We start from the raw sequence: 19,760 nt of genomic DNA on the forward strand, positions 1-19,760 counted from the left end.
AGGCGCTTTTCATTTTTTCTATAATAAGAACATAACAAAGAATGGAACGACTGCTACGACTACGATACCAACAAGAACGAGTGAAATACTGGCCATTGATTCTTCTACTTCACCTAATTCTTTTGCTGCTGCGACACCGAGTGTGTGTCCACTTGTACCTAAAGCTAATCCTCTCGCAATCGGATTTGTAATATTAAAGAGTTTCAATAATTTATTACCTAATGCCATAATAATAACGGCGTTTAAAATCACGGCTAACGATGTAAGTTCTTTAATACCTGAAATACCTTCTGAAACTGGCAATGCAATTGCAGTTGTTGCTGCTTGTGGTAACATTGATGCGATAATATCATCACCAAATTGGAATGCTTTCGCTACAATATAAATAATAACAAGTGCTGCTACTGTTCCAATCGCAATACCACCCATGATATGATGCCAATGTTTTTTAAGTACTTCACGTTTTTTGTATAAAGGAATTGCGAAACAAATTGTTGCTGGTTCTAGGAAGAAATTAATAATATCTCCACCTATTTTGTAATTTTCATATGGTATGCCTGTCGCTTTTAAAAATACAATGCCACCAACCATACTGAAAAATAATGGCGCAAACAAGAAGAATCCATTTGTTTTTTTAAATAAATAAGTACCGACTAAGAATAATATTACAGATAATCCGATACCGAAATATGGTGTATTAAGGCCTAAATGTTCCATCATGCATAATCACCTGCCACGCGTTTATTGTTAATTTCTTTCGTACGTTTAGCTGATTTTTCACTTGGTTTAATAATCATTTGTGAAAAGATACCCGTACAAACAAGTAATAAAATTGTAGAAATAATAATTAGTAATATGATAAGTATTGGACTCGTACTTAAGATGCCTAATGAGTTGATTACTGAAATACCCGCTGGAACGAATAAGAATCCGATATTATTCGTCAATGCTGTACCAACCGCTTCTACTTGTTCTAACTTGATAATACCTGTCGTTAAAGCGATAAACATTAGCACTAATCCAATAACAGATGCTGGCATTGGTATAGGCATAAAGCTTTCTATGACATGTGAAATTAATAATACAATTGATATTGTTAATACTTGATGAAAGAAGTTATTGACTTTTTTCATTTTGACAACCTCCCGAAGTAATCTCTTAAGGTTATCTTAATATGAAAATCAATTTTTAAAGCGTTTTCAATGCGAAATGCAATAATTGACCTCTAAGTTACAAAATTTATGCTCTGAAAATTATACTAACCCTATTTCTGATTTAAACGACTTCATATATGATCGACTAACTTGTAATTTGATATTCCCCGTCAACATCACTTGATACGTCGAATTAAACCAATGTTCAACCGATTGTATATGCCATTTATTAATAATACTTGCGCGATGAATACGAATAAATTTAGCGTGACTGAGCTTTTTCTCGTAGAAACTGAGTGGCTCGTTTGTCGTATATTCATTGTCAGTCGTATTAATCGTCGTAATACCTTGGTTGACTGATATCGCAATAATATCATCTACATTCAATACATAAATACGATCATCAATTTCAATAGGCAAGACTTCATCGTGATTGACAGGTTTCGGTTCAACTGATTGTTGTGTTTCGATATTCGTAATTTTATTAATCGCTTGTTCAATTCTTGCTTTCTCAAAAGGCTTCAAAATATAGTCTGTTGCTTCTAATTCAAATGCTTGTACAGCATATGTGTCATGAGCAGTCGCAAAGATAATATGCGGAACATGTTTCATTTTGTTGATTTTCTTCGCTAAATCTAAGCCACTTTCTTCCATCAAATTAATATCTAAAAATATAACATCAAATTCGTGTGACAATAGTTGTTCCAAAGTCTCTTCAACATTCTCTGCTTCTTCAATTTGACTAAATGAACCAATTTGATTCAATAAATATTTCAGTTCATTACGTGCTAATGGTTCATCATCAACAATTAACGCATGCATTACATTTCCTCCTCTCGATATTTGTGTGGAATAATCGTACATACTTTCGTTCCTTTATCACTTGAATCGAATTGTAATTCTGCATGATTTCCAAATAATCCTGTTAATCTTCTATTTAAGTTCTCTAGCGCACTTCCTGTTCCAGACTGAGAGGCAACAGTTGTCTTACCTAAAATAGCAATTTTATCTTCATGTATACCTTGCCCGTTATCTCTTACACATAGTTGAATCGATTGATGATTACGACTCACTTTTACCCAAATGCGATTGTCATCTTTTCTACTTGTAAAGGCATGTTTAATTGCATTCTCTACTAATATTTGTATAACAAAAGGTGGCACAAGTGCAGAATAATGTTCTTCGGGTATATCAAATTCAATTTTAAAATGATCGGGATATCTTGCTTGCTCTAAAGCAATATAAGCGCGTACTTGTTCTAATTCTTTTTCAATTGTAATCGTATTGTTTCTCGCACCTTGTAGATTCGAACGGAAGAAATGACTCAATTGTAATAATAATTGACGTGCTTTCTCATGATCTATTCGAACTAATGCTGAAATTGTATTAATCGAATTAAAGAAGAAATGCGGATTAACTTGAGCTTGTAACGACTTAATTTCAGCATCTTGTAATAATTTTCGTTGTGTTTCAACAGCACCAAGTTCTAACTGACTGGAGAATATTTTAGCTAAACCTTCAGCTAGTTGTTTCTCTACAAATGTTAAATCATGATGATCTGTAAAATACAACTTCAAAGTCCCTACAATATCATCATGTACATATAACGGAATAACGATCGCCGCTTCAAGAGGACAGTTCGGATGTTGACACCCTATATCTTTACTAGAATAGACTTCTTTTTGTTGACCTGTTTCAATAACTGCTTTAGATAAATCAGTAATGATGGTCTTATCCGGTGTATGATGATCACTAGCTACACCAACATGCGCCAATATATGCGTCTTATTTGTAATAGCAACGGCAGAAACTTTCATAAGATCTTTGATAACTTTTGCTGATTGATGTGCAGATGATTCTGTTAATCCTTCTTTAAAATAAGGCAATGTCTGATTGACAAGCTTTAATACATCATGCGTTTGGATCGCTCTCATTTGTTCTTCTTGTTTAACTGTCGAAATAATAATAGACATAAATATCGCAGTACCTAATCCATTAATGATAATCATTGGCAATGCTATAAGTTGAACAAGTTCCCATGCATCTGCTTTTTGAGATGAGAATATCAATATACAAATCATTTGAATAACTTCCGTAGATGCACCTACTAATGCACTTTGTTTCACGGATAAATAACTTTTTGACTTCATTGCTTGTGCACCAAAGTAACCTGCGACAAGTCCAATGACGATTGATGATATTAAATATGTATATGCATCTGCACCGCCAATATAAACTCTAAATATACCTGATAGTACACCTACGAACAGACCTACAAATGGTCCACCTATCAACCCTGAAACGCCTATTGTTAACACACGTGTATTCGCAAGTGACACTTCTGGTCCGAGATGTAAATAAATCATACTCGATACAATTTCACCATTATGAATCGCGACACCTGTAAAATTAGATAGCAATGCAAATGATGAAAATACAATAATTAATCGCCATTTTACATACCATTTTTCACGTTCACCCATCATATTTTTAAAATACGTGGTATTCATTAATATGTAGGCAACGAGTATAATTAAACCAACACGTTCTAATAATAAGACAAATAAATTTAACATATAAACACCTATCGTTTCTTTACTTTTCTATACGTTCATACCAACAAATATTTTACCATATGATTGTTAGAAATCTCGGAATAATGTTTAAATGATATAATAAGGAGAACCATGCAGAAAGGGGATAATATCATGAATTTACAAACTGCATCACCAGAGAAAATTAGAGCAAGTATAAGACAAGGCGCATTAACACGACCAACTAGTGGGATGGCTAAAGGGTATGTCCAAGCAAATGTCGTCATCTTGCCTTCTAAATATGCCTATGATTTTTTGAAATTTTGCTTTAAAAATCCGAAGACATGTCCATTACTTGATGTATCCGAAGTAGGATCGCCGTCATTTAGTAAATATGGAAAAGAAGCGGATATTAGAACAGATGTTGGATTGTACAGACTTTATAAAGATGGCAAATTCGTACAAGAATACGAGGATATTAAAGCGTTGTATACAAAAGATATGGTCAGCTTCTTGATTGGATGTAGCTTTACATTTGAACATGCTTTGCTTGAAGCGGGCATTCCAGTACGTCATATAGAAGAAAATCATAACGTGCCGATGTACATCACAAATATACCAGCTGAACCAAGTGGTACTTTTAAAGGAAACATTACAGTGAGCATGCGACCTATGACAATGTCAGAAGCAATTAAAGCTACTGAAATTACAACACATTTCAAAGAAGTACACGGTACACCAATACATATTGGAAATCCAAGTGAAATCGGTATTGGAAACATTGACCAACCTGATTTCGGTGAAGCTGTAACAATTAAAGACGGAGAAGTTCCTGTATTCTGGGGATGCGGTGTAACACCACAGTCTGTCGCATTAGATGCCAAACCAGATATCATGATTACGCACGCACCCGGACATATGTTTATAACAGATGTTAAAGATAGCGAAATGAGCTAGAATTAAAAGAGCTTTGAAAGCAGAAAGCTGAGGCAACGTTAATTGCCTCAGCTTCATTTTTGTTTCTGGACCGGTAAATTTATTTTATCGGTCCATATTTTTCATTTCTGGACCGGTAAATTTATTTTATCGGTCCATATTTTTCATTTCTGGACCGGTAATTTTATTTATCGGTCCATATTTTCTATTTCTGGACCGGTAATTTTATTTATCGGTCCATATTTTCTATTTCTGGACCGGTAATATTTTTTATCGGTCCATATTTTTCATTTCTGGACTGGTATTTATTTTTATCGTTCCAGAAATCTCGTTTCCGGGTCGCTATTTTTATTTATCGGCCTGAAAATCTCATTTCCGGGTCGCTATTTTATTTTATCGGCCTGAAAACCTCATTTTCGGGTCGCTATTTTATTTTATCGGCCTGAAAATCCCTACACTCCTATTCCCAACTTATAATTCTGTACGCAATTCCCACAATTCTGGAAAGAAGTTCTGGTCAATAACCCGTTTTAAATAATTCACACCTGAACTTCCACCTGTTCCTGTTTTAAATCCTATTATTCTTTGTACGGTCTTCATATGTCTAAATCGCCACTGACTGTATCTATCTTCTACATCTGTTAATTTCTCTAGAAGTTCATACAATTCAAAGTATGCGTCTGATTGTAAATATATTGCTTTAAACGCTTCTTTGACTGAATCATTCCGCATATAATTTTGTGTAACTTCCCTATTTAACACTTCGGAGTCTATGTTAAATCCTGCTCTATGTACTGCTTTAATTGTTTCATCATAAATACTTGGTCGTTCAAGTTGTGTTTTCAACTGCTGATATATATTTGGGTCTTTTTCATAGATTTTTAAAGCGTGTGTTGTTTTATATCCTAAGCTATATTCAATCATTCTATTTTGAAAAGATTGAAATCCTGAAGAATTCCCTAAGTCATCTCTAAATTTCAAGTAATCACTTGGAGTCATGGTTGATAATACTTCCCATACTTGAATGAGTTGTTTTTGTATATTACCTACACGAGCTAATTTTTTAAATGCTTGTTTATATTGATCAGATTTAATATCATCACTTGCAGAATTTAATTCATGAATAATTAAGTTCATCCACAGTTCTGATACTTGATGGACAATAATGAATAATTTCTCATCGTGCGCATCTGTTAATGTATGTTGTGCTGATAATACTTTATCTAAACCTAAATATTCACTATACGTCATGTCCTTCGAAAAATCTGTCTTCACACTTTCCCCTTTAAGTGATTCATCTTGAAATTCGCTCACAACTACTCCCCCTTTTTAGAAATGACCGCTCTTATTGGCGAACCGTCTGCACCTACTATATTTAAAGGTAATCCAATGAAGTTATAATAACCTTCTGATACATTTTCTAATAATAGATTTTCAATATTAATGATGTCGTATTGATTAAATGCATGATGATTGTCTAAAGTTTTAGAGTCGATATCATCTACTGATGGCACATCTATTCCGAATACTTTAATCCCTATTGAAGATAAATATTGAATGGCATCTTCCGTTAAGACAGGTACTGACTCTGGAAACACTTCAGAATGTGCTTCTGATTTAGTCTTTATCATTATAATAGTCCCTTTAATCTCATATTTCTTGAGTATTTCCTGGGTGATTAAAGTTTCATCCATAATTTCAATCAATGTTGCATCGCCAATTAAACGATTGACGTCAATTTCATGAATCTTGATACCTTCTTCATCAAAGTGATATGGCGCATCCATATGTGTGCCTATATGTGTGCTTGTTGAAATACTACCAATATTTACAGAACCCGTTTCTTCTTTAGTCGCTGAAAGTTTAAAATGAAATGGCTCATCACCTGGCCAGTGTGCAATATTGTTCGTCAATTGTTGTGTAATATCAATCCACATAATCATGCTCCTTTATTAATGTAATCGCTACCATATTACCTTTTAATTCAACTTTTGTACATTAATTTGTAATAATGAAAAAAGTAAAAGCCGAGACATATACATGTCCCAGCCTTTTTTAAAATTATACAATTAAATTGACGATTAATATTAATATCAAACCTAATACAGAAAGTACAGATTCTAGAAGTGTCCATGTTAAGAACGTTTCTTTAATTGTTAAACCAAAGTATTCTTTGAACATCCAGAATCCTGCATCGTTCACATGTGAGCAGAATATACTACCTGCACCAATCGCAAGTACGACAAGTGAAATATTCACATCTGAAGCTTGTAATAATGGTAATACAATACCTACTGAAGATATTGCTGCTACTGTCGTTGAACCAAGTGCAACTCTTAATAAAGCAGCAGCTAACCATGCTAGAAAAATTGGTGACATTTCTGTACCGTGGAATATTTCTGAAATTGTGTCACCAACGCCACCATCAATGAGGATTTGTTTAAATGTACCGCCCCCACCAATAATTAAAAGTAACATTGCTATTGGTCCAATAGCTTCTTCAAATGATTTCATAATCGTTGTCATATTCTTAGATTGTTTAATACCCATTGAATATATCGCAAATAATACAGCTAATAACATTGCTGTAACAGATGAACCAAGTAAGTACACGATAGATTCAAACCAGTTTGTTGGTTCTTGATCATGACCAGTTATAAGTTGGACTACTGTAGCAAATAACATTAAAATAACTGGGAATAATGCTGTTAATAAACTAATACCAAAGTTCGGTAATTTTTCATTACTAAAATCATTCATTTTACCTATACTTGCTGTGTTCCCTTTCTTTTCAAATGCTACAGGTGCAATAGCATATGCAAATTTAGGGAAGATACCACCTACTACAATTGCTAAAGGTACACCAATGATAAGACCATACATCAATACTTCACCAATATTGGCATTAACCGCTTCTGATATTGCTACTGGACCTGGATGTGGTGGTAAGAATCCGTGTGTAACAGCAATTGAAGTTGCCATTGGAATACCAACTTGTAAATTAGAAATTTTCATTCTTTTAGCCAACGTAAACACTAAAGGAATTAATAACACAAATGCAACTTCTAAAAATAAAGATATCCCGATAATAAATGATGCAATAATCATTGCCCAAGTTACATATTTTTTACCAAACGTATTAATCAGTGTATCTGCAATTCTTGTTGCACCACCACCGTCAGATAATAACTTACCTAAAATCGAACCTAATCCAAAAATAATCGCAATATGACCGAGTGTATCGCCCATACCTTTTTCAATGGTTTCCACAATTTTATCAAGTGGCATACCTAGAATAATACCCGTTAACATTGAAGTGATAATTAAAGCAACAAACGTATTTAATTTAAAGTACATAATAAGCGCTAATAAAATTAATACACCAATTACAACACTAACCAGTGGCCAGTACTCTCCCAACATTTAAATCCCTCTCTCTTTATATATTTAACGATTTAATTCATATACACTGCTTAAAGTTTCTTCATCTCCGACATTTCCTGGGAATATAACATAAGGTATATTTTGATATTTCGCTTCAGGACCTGTTAGCCATACTGGAACCCCTTGCGTAATTTGACCGATGACTTTTGCTTTTTCAATTTTTAATCCTTTTGTCGCAACATCGCTTGAAGTTATACCACCTTTAGCGATAATAAACTTCGGTTGTACATCTAAATTTGAAACGATTGATACTAAACTATTTGAAATAGCAGTAGAAATACTTAAATTATGTTGCAAGTTCTCAGTTCTAATAACATCTCTTGACGTATAAATGACAACATCTTCTCCGTTATCAATATATCGCTCAACGAGTTGTGTAATGTCATCAACATAAGCTTGTAAATTGGATGACGCTATTTGCGTAACGTCAAATTCTATTTCACTAATAAATGAATGGTCTAATAAATATTTCAGTTGGTCTGATGACTTTTTAACATGTGAACCAACAACAATAATGCCACCATTATCATTTTCTTTATAAGAATTTAAATTGATAATTTCTCCAGGTGTTTCACAAATTGCTTTAACAAAAGATGCCGCTGTTCTAAAGATAAAGCGTTTATCATGTTGTGCTAAAAATTCAGTCAGACAAGCTACAAAGAAATCCATATCCTCATCATTTACAGCATCTACTACGACTTGATCAAAGTCATTTAAATTTGAAAATACATCAAAAATCGTTTCTTTATCTCTTTGTCGTAAATATTCTAATGTGATGTGATAAACTTCGTCAGATTGAACTTCGCCATTACTTTTTTCGCTTATAAAGTCATTCATATGTTTAGACTTAAATCCAAATGTTGTATCTTGTGCAAATTCACTTTCAGATACTGGGATATATTGCTCGCCTTCTTTCAGGTAATGAATGCCTTCATATGTATATCTATTGCCTTCAAAGAAAGCTGGAATATAGAATACAGCATCAAAAGCTTGGTCACTAGATTCACTTAACACTTTAGGTTCTAAATAGAAATGACCTCTTAATGTAGAATCACCTCTACTAATAATTAAATAAGGAATATCCAATTTATTAGCTACTTTTTGTATGTTAGCGCTTACTTCTCCGTGTAAAGAAATCGTCTCTTCTTCATTTAACGCTCTAGAATTCGTCAAAATGTAAAACATATTATGGGATTGAAGAAAACCATCTTCAATCCATTCCTCAGTCCACTTCGTATATACAGGTAAATCTTTAACTGTTTGAGTGCCTGTAGGGTCATCATCTAGTACAATAATTTTATATTTTAAATCTGGTAAATGTTTGTTTATATCATCATGTTTAAATTCATTTATTAAATCTTTTGTTAACATCACTATCACCTACATATTATTTATTTTTTCGAAGTATTGAATGATACCTGAATGGTCATTTAAACCATTACCTTGCGCAACTTCTGATTTATAAATTTCTTTAATTTGATTAACAACTGGTAATGTTAAACCTGCTGTATCTGCTGTTGATGATACATTTTTCAAATCTTTTAAATTAATGTTTAAAGTGCCACCTGGTTTATAATCTTGTTCAATCATTTTAGGGAATTTGGCTTCCATAACTGCTGAACCTGCTAAACCATTTTTGATTGCTTCATGCATTTCTGTCAAATCAATATCAAATTTCTTAGCGAGTACAACCGCTTCTGACAATGCTGCAATATTTGTATTCACGATAATTTGATTCGCCAATTTAACAACACTACCAGAACCAACATGACCAACTCTTACAACAGATCCAGCAATTGGACGAAGCACTTCTTTAATATCTTCTAATAAATCTTCATCACAACCAACCATTACAGCTAATTCTCCTGTAATCGCAAGTGGTTCTCCTCCACTAACTGGTGCATCTACATACTGAATATCTTTTTCTTCAAGTACTTTACTAATTTCTAAAGATTCATTAGGTGTTAAAGAACTCATATCAATTACCATTTTGACATTAATTTCACTTTGGTTTAATACTGCCGTTTCACCACTGTATAAAACTGATTTAACAATAGCACCATTAGGCAACATCGTAATCATCACTTCAGCATCTCTAGCCATTTCTTCAATAGATACAACTTTCGCACCTAATGCCTCTACCTCTTTTTCAGCTTCTTTATTTAAATCATTCACTAATACTTCTTTATTAGCTTTGATTAAGTTTTTCACCATTGGCTTACCCATAATACCTAATCCAACAAATCCAATTTTCATTTTTATGCTCCTTTTCTGTAAACGTTTACAGGTATTGTATACCAAAATTTAATAAATGTATACATTTTATTTCAAATTTTTTTATAGTAAGATGAAGTTAACGAGGTGAAAACGATGGCAAATAAGGAATTATCCATATATCAAAAAATAAGAAATGACATTATAAATGGTGACTTAACGCAAAATGAAAAAATAACAGAAAGCAAACTTGCACAAAGATATAATGTTAGTAGAACACCGATAAGAGAAGCTATAAAACAACTAGAATTAGAATACTTCATAAGAGACGGTTATATTTATGTACCAACAGTAGAAGAATATCGAAATATCTTTGAGATGCGTATTTTAATAGAAACACACGCAATTAAAAAAGCGAGTATCGTATTCACACAAGACGATATCGAAGAATTAAAAAGTTACGCAACAATCGGAGACGACAAAACAGAAGAAGAAATTATACAAATCAACGATCAATTCCATCAAAAAATCATGAGCGCCACAAAAAATAGTTTTATAATAGATACGTATAGTAAATTAAAAAGTTATATATACCTATTCAGTAAAACAGTTATCAATAAAAAGCGCCCAGGTCTTATAGAAGAACATCAAAAAATAGCAGAAATGCTAGAAAAAAGACAAACCGAAGCGGCAATAGAACTCATGAAAGAACACTTATTAAACGACTTAGAATTCAGTCTATACTATTTGAAATCATAGGAAGATGTAGTGTGGGGAAGGGTAAAAGTTGGTCTAACGATCTTGTTTTCCATTCTTGAGCGTTAGAGCGACATTTTTTCATTTTTTGCGCTAGTTCTCATGCGCTAACGATCTTGTTTCGATTTCTTGAGCGTTAGAATTTCTAACGATCTTGTTTTCCACTCTTGAGCGTTAGAGCGACATTTTTTCTGTTTTTGCGCTGGCTTACGTGCGCTAACGATCTTGTTTCGGTTTCTTGATCGTTAGAATTTCTAACGATCTTGTTTTGCAGTCTTGAGCGTTAGAGCGACATTTTTTCATTTTTTGCGCTGGTTCTCATGCGCTAACGATCTTGTTTCGGTTTCTTGAGCGTTAGAATTTCTAACGATCTTGTTTTCCACTCTTGAGCGTTAGCCGGCCCAAAATCAGATACAAAACCGTTACAAAAACTATATATAATATGAAAAGCGACGCCTTTTTCGGGCGTCGCTTTATTTTTATCATGATAACTTCTCTTTTACGTAATCATAATTTCCTTCATATTTTGTGAGTTGTTTATCTTGTAGTAAATACGTTATATCAAATAGTTTATTTAAGAAATATCGATCATGTGATACGGCTATTACGGTACCTTCGTATTCTAACAGTGCTTCTTCTATTGTTTCTTTTGAATCTATATCTAAATGGTTTGTTGGTTCATCAAGTATGAGCACATTAAAGTCTTGGTTAACGATTTGAGCCCATCTTAATCTCATTTTTTCTCCACCACTTAAACTTTCCACTTTGTTAAATACATCTTCTCCATAGAACATAAATTGTGCAAGTATGTGTCTTGCTTGTCCTTCTGTCACATGCACGACATCTCTAAATGTTTCAATGACTGTTTGATTTTCTATATTTTCAAACGTATGTTGAGATAAGTAACCTATTCTTAAGTTTGAAGCGCAATGAACTTCTCCATCGTCTGGTTCTACTTGATGCATCATCATTTTTAATAATGTACTTTTCCCAGTACCGTTGTTACCGATAATGGATACGTGTTCTTTTCTTCTGATGAGTAAATCTATATCTTCGAATAATATATCTTCATACATTTTAGAAACGTTTTTGAATTCAATTACATCATTTGAGACACGCTGTCCTTCTGTTAAGTTTACATTCATTTTTTTATTTTCTAGTACTGGTTTATCTAATCTTTTAATTCTATTTAATGCTTTTTCCATACTTTTCGCACGTTTATACATTGCAGCATTTGGTGGTTTTGCTTGGCTCGCCCACAATCTTAACTGTTTAATGGAGTCTTCCATTTTTTTAATTTTCTTCTGTTGTGTTTGATATGCTTCAAATTCACGTATAATGCGTGCTTCTTTTTCTTTAACAAAATAACTATAATTACCGTGATAAATGTGCAGATGCCCTTGATCGATTTCTAATATTTGATTGACTGTTTCATCTAAGAAGTATCGATCATGCGATACGATCATAACTGCACCATTATATTGTTTAATAAAATCTGCTAGCCAATCAATTGATGAAATGTCTAGATGGTTCGTTGGCTCATCTAATAATAGTAGTTTAGGCTGTTGCAATAATATTTGTGCAAGTCCTACTTTAGTACGTTCTCCTCCAGAGAGTTTCCCCCATGTTTGATTTAATAATTGATTGATTTTCAAACCATGACTGACTCTTCTTATAAGTGCATCTCTTTCATACCCACCTATTTCTTCAAATGTTTCTTGCAATGCGCCATATTGTTTTAATAAACGTTCTAAATCATCTGCATTATTTGCCATTTCATCTTCTAAAAATTTCATTTTTTGAGAGACGTAATTGATTTCTTTAAATACTTCTGATAAACATTCATAAATTTCTTTATCTGCTTCATACTGTGGTAACTGGTTTAAATATCCAATTGAAATGTTCTTTTGCCAGCTTATTTGCCCCTCTGTCGGCACTTCAATACCAGCCATCAATTTCAATAATGTACTCTTACCTTCACCATTTCTTCCAACGAGTCCTACGCAATCTCCTTCATTCAAGTCATATTTAATATCTTCAAAGATGAGATCACCTGTGTAAGACTTCGATAGTTTAGACATATTAATAATATTCATTTTGCTTCCTCCAAAATCGGTCTATAAGGAAGCTGGTGTTAGACATTCCTTATAGCTATATTTTTCTTCAAAAAAGACATACTCCGCCAATTTTGGAAGAACATCCGCAAATTTGTTGCGTACGATTACGAAAAATCTGCAACTATGAGCTAAAAGAAACATCTAAAACACCTCCGTTCATTTAAGTTAGTTTCATTATATAGTTGTAAAAATAATAATTCAATGTCTTTATGCTATTTTAAATTCTCACCAATATTAACGGTTGTGACGTAATTATCATCTATTGTAAATATGATAAGATTGCCACCTACTAGGAATCTATATTCATCTCCGTTACTAGTTTCTTCTATAGTATAATCATTTCCGTAAGCTTTAAGAATTTGTGCTTTTGAAATGTGATGCTTTTTCACTGGGAATTTAGCACTTGCAGCATATTCTTCTTCATATTTTCCACCGAAATAGAATGTTTGATCATATGAAGTTCTATGCGTATAAATATTTCCTTCATAAGATTGTGGTTGAACAATTCTATAATTATTCATTGTAACGTTCTTATACACTAAAGCATTGATGAAAGCTGAATCTAAAATAAAACTACCGTCATGACCGGTGTATCCTTTATAAGTGTAGTAAGGTGTTGTTGCTGCTTCAACTTCATGACTGTCTTGACCAGGAAAATCTACAATGCCAAAAATTGTTCCTAAAGAAATTCCTGTTGCAATTGTTAATTTAGTTATTTTATTCATTATCATCACTCCCTTTTAGTATAATTGTACACCTTAATGTTACAACAATATTACAATGATATCAAAAATATTACACAAGAGGATTGTAGGTATATCACTAGTAATATTACTGATAATTCAGTCTATTATCGTCATAATTACGCTGAAACTTACGCGCACTAACTATAGAAGCATTATAAGAAACATTAAATTCTTGCTATGAACTTTTCATAATCAAAATATGATTGATTCATTTTACACATCTAAAATTTTACATTTTTATTCTATGATCTTATTTCTTAGTAATGAAATCGACTTTAAAATTTTATATATCTACTTTCAAAACCGTCATGAAAGGATTCTATTTCATTATATAAAATCCGACTATTTTATCATCCAATTGTATACAATCGGTAAACTTAGGTGTAATATTACAAAATATAACGAACGTAATTCATTATTACATTATTTCTTCTACATTGTAATCTTTTGTTATTTGACTGTAATTTACAAAGCCTCTATATATGTTATTGTTGTCTTGTCCCAAATTTAAGGGAAGAATTTTTAACTAACAAAGAAATTATCATCTTAAAAAAGATACTATAAATAAAAAATTTATTCGGAGGGTTTTAAAATTATGAAAAAAGCATTTTTAACTTCATCATTAGCAGTAGCAATCGGAGCAACAGGTGTTGCATCTACACAAGTAGCAGACGCAGCTGAACAGGACGTAAATAAAGAGCAATTAGCTCAATTAGCTCAATCTAATGCACCAGAACTTAATGAACATGCGATTCAAGAAGGCGCATATAACATTAACTTCACATTAGATGGTTTCGAGTATAACTTCCAATCAGATGGTCATAACTTTACTTGGGAATACCATGCAACTAATGTAGCTGACTCTGAAAGCACTCAAGCTCCTGTAGCTGAGCAACAACAACCAGTAGCTGAACAAAACGTAGCTGAACAAACTCCAGCTCCAGCAGCAAACAACACAGCTAATGAACAAGCAACTCAAGAAGCACCTCAACAAGTAGAAGCACCAAAACAAGAAACACAACAAACTACTACACAAACAACTCAAACATCTACAACTTCATCTTCAGCTTCTGAAGGTTCAAGTGTAAATGTTAATGATCACTTAAAACTTATTGCTCAACGTGAATCTGGCGGAGACTTAAAAGCTGTTAACCCAACTTCAGGTGCAGCAGGTAAATACCAATTCTTACAAAGCACTTGGGATTCAGTAGCACCATCTGAATGGGTAGGTAAATCTCCTACAGAAGCTCCAGAATCAGTACAAGATGCAGCAGCTGTTAAATTATACAACACTGCAGGCCCTTCACAATGGGTAACTGCATAATATATAAGCAGTATTAAAATTTTATTCAACACATTAATTCAACGCCCCCGGCAATAGCCAGGGGCGTTTTTTTGTATATATTTTATTTATTAAACATATTATTTACGATTTGTGCAACTTCTGGAAACTCAGTATAACCGTCTGAATCACAGAAATGCCCTTCATGTTCAACAATAACCTCTTCAGATTGAAGCTTTTCTGCTAATCGTTCACTTAAATTTCTCGGGACTAAACGGTCATTAGATGCTATGACACTCACAATGTTTGGCACTTGTTTAATAATCTTTTCAAAATCTACTTGTGTTTGATCCATGTATGTATCAATTTTATTCAAGTTAGGAATCTTTTCATAAAAACCTGCCACAAGAACAAGTCCTTTAACATTCCATTCTCCTTCAAATCTAGATAGATAATCTAATACAGTCACAACACCTAAACTATGTGCAACAATTACATTATTACCACTCGTTATATCTACTTCATCTAATAAAGTCTTATTCCAATCTTCTAACACAGGATTTGATGAATTAGGAAAGTCCAATATTTTACTATCTATATCGTCAACTTGTTCTGTTAACCATTTAAACCAATGCTTTTTACTGTTTGCAGTATAGCCATGTGCTATATATAAATGTTTATCCATATTGATCACCTATTCTATTTATTGTAAGAGCGCATTAATGATACCTATTATAATACCTCCGAATGGAAATACGAGCCACCAAAATCTTGATAAGAACTCCCAACCATTCATCGGACGATTATAATTATTTTGATTATGGTTAGGTTCATTTCGATAAGTCTCAATAATCGTGTTTTTTAAATTTTTATCCCCTTTGATTAGCTCATCTAAAGATACATCAAAGATATCGCTCATTTGCACGAGTATATCTATACCTGGATATACTTTACCGAGTTCCCATTTAGAAACACTTTGTCTTGTGACATGTAATTTGTTAGCAAGTTCTTCTTGAGACCATCCATTAATTTCTCTCTCTTCTTTAATTCTAGCTCCAATATTCATATCAACCAACTCCTTATGTTTACTATATAACGACTACTTTAAAATATCCCGATACTATACTTTGCACCCCTAGCAACTTGAAGTTGCAAACGCATGATACTAACCATTAACACCATTATATACTTTTTTTACAATACGTCAGTTATTTTAAGAGGTTACTCTGCCTTCTGTCTTATTTTCAAAAAATGCTATTAATCGTACATTCCGTAATTATAATTGTACTTTGTTATACTATATATATCATATCAATAAAGGAGCGAACAACATGACAATCCCGATAATTATTGACACAGACCCTGGAATTGATGATATTATAGCGATTTCTGCAGCACTACATAGTAAAGAATTAGATGTAAAATTAATCACAACTATTGGTGGTAATGTAGGCATTGAACGCACAACTCAAAATGCATTAGATATTGTAAGTTACTTTCATTCAAATACGCCAGTTGCTAAAGGTGTAGACAAACCACTCATCAATACACTTGAAACAGCAGAACATGTACATGGTCAAAATGGTATAGGAAATGCTCAAATCAATACCAATTTACATAATGATATTTTAGAAGAACATGCTGTTATCGTAATGAGAGATACTATCTTGAATTCTGAAGAACCTATTACACTCGTACCAATTGGACCACTAACAAATATAGGGCTGTTATTCTCACTATTTCCTGAAACTAAAAAGAACATTAAACAAATTGTATTAATGGGTGGTGCGGCAGTTGGAGGAAACGCTACGCCCGTTGCAGAATTTAATATTTTTGTAGACCCACATGCAGCAAAAATTGTCTTCGATCAAGATGTCCCAATCGTAATGTGTGGACTTGATGTAACGAGAGAAACTATGATCAATAAAGATGATTTAAATATTATTCAAACACAAGGAGACTTTGGAAACATCATTATAGATATGTTATCTTCTTACAACGATGTTAATGCCGGCGAAGAACATGAACATATCATTCATGACTTATGTACAATTTTCTACTTATTATATCCAGAAATGTTTACAACAGAGCGTGCCGATGTATCTGTCATAACAGAAGGACAAGCAGCAGGATGTACATACACTGAATTTAATGAGGAAGGTAAAGTAGAAGTATGTATGCATGCACAAAATGAACAATTCCGAGAAAAATTTGTAGACTTTATTAAAGCAATACATCAAGATCAATAACCATACTTGTTTATATAAAAAGTGAGACTGGAATATTGCATTCCAGTCTCTTTCATATGGGAAATTTGAGGGAGATGAGCTCTATGTTGCTTGTTTAGGCGGTCTTGCAACATACGAGCGTTCTATGTTGCTTGTTTGGGCAGTCTTGCAACATACGAGCGTTCTATGTTGCTTGTTTAGGTAGTCTTGCAACATACGAGCGTTCTATGTTGCTTGTTTGGTCAGTCTAGCAACATACGAGGTTCCTATCTATCTTGTTTGGTCAATCTTGCAACATACAGGCATTCTATGTTGCTTGTTTGGTCAATCTAGCAATATACGGGCGTTCTATGTTGCTTGTTTGGACAGTCTTGATAAATACGAGGCGCCTATTTATCTTGTTTGGCCAGTCTTGATAAATACGAAGCTTCTATTTATCTTGTTTGCTCAGTCTTGATAAATACAACGCTCCTATTTATCTTGTTTGCTCAGTCTTGATAAATACAACGCCTCTATTTATCTTGTTTTGTCAATTTTGATAAATACAATGCCCTGAATATTGCTAGTCGCTCCTCACTTGCAATATTCAGTCCTCCAACATTGCTTGTCGCACCTCACTTGCAATATTCAGTCCTCCAACATTGCTAGTCGCACCTCACTTGCAATATTCAGCCTCTCAACATTGCTTGTCACGCCCCACTTGCAATATTCAGCCTCCCAACATTGCTAGTCACACCTCACTTGCAATGTTCAGTCCTCCAACATTGCTAGTCGCACTCCACTTGCAATGTTCAGTCCTCCATCTACATGTTTCTGAAAATATGAAAAAGCGTTTGAGACATAATTCCTAACTCAAATTAAATAACACCTCATTTACTGATTTAATCAGTAAAAATGAAGTGTTACTTTTTTATAATCTACGTTTTTGTTCGTGCATGTTTGCCTAAGGTATGGCTCGATCTTGTAGTCTCTGGCTCATACGATTCCCTCAGACATCAGCACTTTACAAAATCGATATACATTTCCACTTTATACAAAAAATAGAACACTCTCGTATAGTGTACTTGAGTATCTCAAAAACTACATTAACGAGGTGCTTATCTAACTTAAGTAGATAATGTATATCAAACTGTAACCAAAAATTTATGAAGAATAATGTGTGGAATACTTCAAGTATAAGAAAAAATGGTAGCTCTAATAGCTACCAAAAAGATTTAAAAGAGAAATATAGTGGGAATTCAAATTTACAAATGAATTTCCACTATATTTTACTTTCTAAAATATTTAAGTCTCAATACGAAAGAATTCATAAATGGTGATTGCTAGATGTATATATATATAGGTAGTCGTTTTTCAAAAACAACAACTTGATTAATTCCCTTATTCTTTATAAACATTTTTGCAGATTCGAAATTATAAAAAATATCTTTAGCTCTATGTGCATCTGAACCTAGAGTAAACATATGACCCCCTAAACTTAAATACCTATCTACTACATAATCATATAAATCTAAATTATTGTATTTATACATACTTTTTGTATTAAGTTCTAAAGCAATGTTATTTTCGATACACACTAAAAGAATTTTATTAATAATAACATCATACTTTTTTATATTTTCTAAAGTTATATCATGTATTCTTAAGCCATAATCAAAATGAGCTAAAATATTAAAATCAGACATATCTATAACAGCTTGATATAAATGATTAAAGTAATCACAAATTATATCATTACTACTTTTTTTTATATTTTCATCCATATAATCATAATAATTATTATGATGACAACTTAATATAATAGAATCGTATTCCTTATTATAAAGGTATTCTCGAATCTTGTTTTTGTCTCCTAAAGAATAACCAACTTCAATCCCCAATAAAATATCTACTTCTTCACTAATTTCTAAACTATCTTTGATTTCTAATAATTTATTATAATTAGGAATATCATCATTAAAATTCGTCATTGGATTATTTAAATCAAAGTGATCTGTATAAATTACTTTTTTACTATATTTCAAATAATTTTCTGGTAATTCCTCACAATCATATGAAAGATAAGAATGTACATGTTGATCATATAAAATAATCTTCCACCAGCCTTTTAACTATTTACAAAGTCTGATTCACGTTTCCATAAATCGGTTTATTTTATAATAGTTTTCATTCTCTTTTAAAGTCAATTTTATTAACTCGACCAAATCAATCAGAGAGATTTCAGACATAAGTTTACGCATTCTATATTTCTTTTTTACATTCTAATAAATCTATCACTATCTCTCAAACCAAAATAATTTTCTGTTTACAACTAAGGTCGTAAAACATTATTTTTCAGTGTTCTATATT

19 protein-coding genes are annotated in these 19,760 nt (G+C 32.7%); 5 read left to right on the plus strand and 14 right to left on the minus strand.

Annotated elements, in window-relative coordinates:
• Positions 1 to 18: 18 nt before the first annotated feature.
• From lrgB to LQ677_RS08265, 4 genes are all read right to left on the minus strand, one after another.
• Positions 19 to 720 carry an antiholin-like protein LrgB gene (lrgB, locus tag LQ677_RS08250; protein WP_025906914.1) on the minus strand — a complete coding sequence of 234 codons (702 nt, stop codon included), beginning with the start codon at positions 718 to 720 and terminating at the stop codon, positions 19 to 21.
• Entirely contained in the window at positions 717 to 1,133 is a 417-nt protein-coding gene (gene lrgA / locus LQ677_RS08255) for an antiholin-like murein hydrolase modulator LrgA (protein ID WP_037590236.1), read from the minus strand. Before lrgA ends, lrgB begins: the two co-directional genes overlap by 4 nt.
• Positions 1,134 to 1,253: 120 nt before the next feature.
• A complete protein-coding gene (locus LQ677_RS08260) occupies positions 1,254 to 1,976 on the minus strand; it encodes a response regulator transcription factor LytR (RefSeq protein ID WP_239748277.1) in 723 nt (240 codons plus the stop codon).
• Positions 1,976 to 3,730 carry a sensor histidine kinase gene (locus LQ677_RS08265; protein ID WP_196307987.1) on the minus strand — a complete coding sequence of 585 codons (1,755 nt, stop codon included), beginning with the start codon at positions 3,728 to 3,730 and terminating at the stop codon, positions 1,976 to 1,978. Before LQ677_RS08265 ends, LQ677_RS08260 begins: the two co-directional genes overlap by 1 nt.
• Before the next feature lie 132 nt (positions 3,731 to 3,862).
• Here LQ677_RS08265 and LQ677_RS08270 point away from each other — a divergent pair, with 132 nt between their 5' ends.
• Complete coding sequence (locus LQ677_RS08270) at positions 3,863 to 4,645, plus strand: putative hydro-lyase (RefSeq protein WP_239748278.1); 783 nt, start codon at positions 3,863 to 3,865, stop codon at positions 4,643 to 4,645.
• A gap of 450 nt (positions 4,646 to 5,095) precedes the next feature.
• On the opposite strand, the gene kynA is transcribed toward LQ677_RS08270, so the two are convergent.
• The 5 genes from kynA to LQ677_RS08295 form a co-directional block, all read right to left on the minus strand.
• Positions 5,096 to 5,938 (minus strand): tryptophan 2,3-dioxygenase, encoded by an 843-nt coding sequence (gene kynA, locus LQ677_RS08275; protein ID WP_025906919.1) that lies wholly within the window; start codon positions 5,936 to 5,938, stop codon positions 5,096 to 5,098.
• 2 nt (positions 5,939 to 5,940) lie between these two features.
• Positions 5,941 to 6,561 (minus strand): cyclase family protein, encoded by a 621-nt coding sequence (locus LQ677_RS08280; RefSeq protein ID WP_191836679.1) that lies wholly within the window; start codon positions 6,559 to 6,561, stop codon positions 5,941 to 5,943.
• A 124-nt stretch (positions 6,562 to 6,685) separates the two neighbouring features.
• A complete protein-coding gene (locus LQ677_RS08285; RefSeq protein ID WP_159316196.1) occupies positions 6,686 to 8,047 on the minus strand; it encodes a gluconate:H+ symporter in 1,362 nt (453 codons plus the stop codon).
• A 24-nt stretch (positions 8,048 to 8,071) separates the two neighbouring features.
• Entirely contained in the window at positions 8,072 to 9,439 is a 1,368-nt protein-coding gene (locus tag LQ677_RS08290; RefSeq protein ID WP_239748279.1) for a four-carbon acid sugar kinase family protein, read from the minus strand.
• Between the two features lie 9 nt (positions 9,440 to 9,448).
• Entirely contained in the window at positions 9,449 to 10,324 is an 876-nt protein-coding gene (locus LQ677_RS08295; RefSeq protein WP_107576667.1) for an NAD(P)-binding domain-containing protein, read from the minus strand.
• A 114-nt stretch (positions 10,325 to 10,438) separates the two neighbouring features.
• On the opposite strand from LQ677_RS08295, the gene LQ677_RS08300 reads away from it, so the two are divergent.
• Positions 10,439 to 11,041 (plus strand): GntR family transcriptional regulator, encoded by a 603-nt coding sequence (locus LQ677_RS08300; RefSeq protein ID WP_025906924.1) that lies wholly within the window; start codon positions 10,439 to 10,441, stop codon positions 11,039 to 11,041.
• 479 nt (positions 11,042 to 11,520) lie between these two features.
• Here LQ677_RS08300 and abc-f read toward each other — a convergent pair whose 3' ends face one another.
• Together abc-f and isaB are read right to left on the minus strand one after the other, a co-directional pair.
• Entirely contained in the window at positions 11,521 to 13,134 is a 1,614-nt protein-coding gene (gene abc-f, locus LQ677_RS08305) for a ribosomal protection-like ABC-F family protein (RefSeq protein WP_239748280.1), read from the minus strand.
• A gap of 233 nt (positions 13,135 to 13,367) precedes the next feature.
• Positions 13,368 to 13,880: an immunodominant staphylococcal antigen IsaB family protein gene (isaB, locus tag LQ677_RS08310; RefSeq protein WP_239748281.1), complete on the minus strand. Its 513-nt coding sequence runs from the start codon at positions 13,878 to 13,880 to the stop codon at positions 13,368 to 13,370.
• 616 nt (positions 13,881 to 14,496) lie between these two features.
• Between isaB and LQ677_RS08315 the strand changes: the two genes are divergently transcribed.
• Entirely contained in the window at positions 14,497 to 15,225 is a 729-nt protein-coding gene (locus tag LQ677_RS08315; protein ID WP_239748282.1) for a transglycosylase family protein, read from the plus strand.
• Between the two features lie 82 nt (positions 15,226 to 15,307).
• Here the strand turns inward: LQ677_RS08315 and LQ677_RS08320 are convergent, their stop codons facing one another.
• Positions 15,308 to 15,868 (minus strand): RBBP9/YdeN family alpha/beta hydrolase, encoded by a 561-nt coding sequence (locus LQ677_RS08320; protein WP_239748283.1) that lies wholly within the window; start codon positions 15,866 to 15,868, stop codon positions 15,308 to 15,310.
• An 18-nt stretch (positions 15,869 to 15,886) separates the two neighbouring features.
• On the minus strand, positions 15,887 to 16,249 hold the full coding sequence (locus tag LQ677_RS08325) for a helix-turn-helix domain-containing protein (protein WP_239748284.1): 363 nt from the start codon (positions 16,247 to 16,249) through the stop codon (positions 15,887 to 15,889).
• Between the two features lie 265 nt (positions 16,250 to 16,514).
• Between LQ677_RS08325 and LQ677_RS08330 the strand changes: the two genes are divergently transcribed.
• Positions 16,515 to 17,432, plus strand: coding sequence for a nucleoside hydrolase (locus tag LQ677_RS08330; RefSeq protein WP_239748285.1), 918 nt, complete (start codon positions 16,515 to 16,517; stop codon positions 17,430 to 17,432).
• A gap of 1,124 nt (positions 17,433 to 18,556) precedes the next feature.
• Positions 18,557 to 18,730: a hypothetical protein gene (locus LQ677_RS08335; protein ID WP_204173722.1), complete on the plus strand. Its 174-nt coding sequence runs from the start codon at positions 18,557 to 18,559 to the stop codon at positions 18,728 to 18,730.
• A gap of 3 nt (positions 18,731 to 18,733) precedes the next feature.
• On the opposite strand, the gene LQ677_RS08340 is transcribed toward LQ677_RS08335, so the two are convergent.
• Entirely contained in the window at positions 18,734 to 19,504 is a 771-nt protein-coding gene (locus LQ677_RS08340; RefSeq protein WP_308193321.1) for a PHP domain-containing protein, read from the minus strand.
• Between the last annotated feature and the right edge of the window lie 256 nt (positions 19,505 to 19,760).

It is taken from the genome of Mammaliicoccus sp. Q-M61, assembly GCF_022386055.1.
GTDB classification, from domain to species: Bacteria; Bacillota; Bacilli; order Staphylococcales; family Staphylococcaceae; genus Mammaliicoccus; species Mammaliicoccus sciuri_A.